A 720-nucleotide genomic window follows, 5' to 3' on the forward strand; every position below is an offset into this window, starting at 1 on the left:
CCAGCAGATTGATATTTTAGTTAATGAAATTTGAGAAAGCCCTCACGAGTGTGAGGGCTTATTAGGTGTACTAAATTATCTAAACAAAACTAGATCTACAAAAAAACCAAAGGCTACAATTAATAAACCGAAAGAAAAATGAACCTTTTTTGAGTTTAGACCTTGTTTTTCAAAAATAACAAAGATCAAAATTATGGTTAAAATGAACTGAATCGAATTTAATAAGCTATTCTTAAATAAGAACAAGTTATTATAATATTGATACATTCCAGATATTAATCCAAACAAAAATAAAGTAAGTGGAATTCTTAAATTCCAAACCATAATTTCTTATCATCCCTTTCGGTATGCCAATAAATAAACATATTGCTAGTTCATTTATTTTTCAATCAATAACTGACACTCCGACCTTGATATAAATACGCAGAGTTGGAATACAAATCAACCAGTTTGATCTGACTTCTAAGAGTATAATATTCAGATACGAAACCTATTCCATTATACCCTCCAATTGTTACTAGATATTCAGCCTGCCCATTAATATCATATCCTTCTTTCTCAGCATATTTGTCAGTTATTCTATAATCCTTAACTACTACAGAAGTAGGAAAAACTGCTGATGTTCCTCCTATGGACACTGATTCCATGATTAAACCATAACTTCCCACTTTATAATAATTAATTCTGATTATCCATTTAGCTCAGTTTCCTCTTTTCATA

2 protein-coding genes are annotated in these 720 nt (G+C 29.9%); both read right to left on the bottom strand.

Annotated features, from left to right (window positions below; translation table 11 throughout):
* Positions 1–75: 75 nt before the first annotated feature.
* Positions 76–324: a hypothetical protein gene (locus RZN25_18400; protein MEQ6378770.1), complete on the bottom strand. Its 249-nt coding sequence runs from the start codon at positions 322–324 to the stop codon at positions 76–78.
* A 65-nt stretch (positions 325–389) separates the two neighbouring features.
* A complete protein-coding gene (locus tag RZN25_18405; protein MEQ6378771.1) occupies positions 390–647 on the bottom strand; it encodes a hypothetical protein in 258 nt (85 codons plus the stop codon).
* Positions 648–720: the final 73 nt, after the last annotated feature.

It is taken from the genome of Bacillaceae bacterium S4-13-56 (genome assembly GCA_040191315.1).
Taxonomy (GTDB): Bacteria; Bacillota; Bacilli; order Bacillales; family JAWJLM01; genus JAWJLM01.

Coding starts and splice junctions, on each gene's coding strand:
- RZN25_18405 (MEQ6378771.1), bottom strand. CDS start 647: ATGGAATCAGTGTCCATAGGAGGAACATCAGCAGTTTTTCCTACTTCT.
- RZN25_18400 (MEQ6378770.1), bottom strand. CDS start 324: ATGGTTTGGAATTTAAGAATTCCACTTACTTTATTTTTGTTTGGATTA.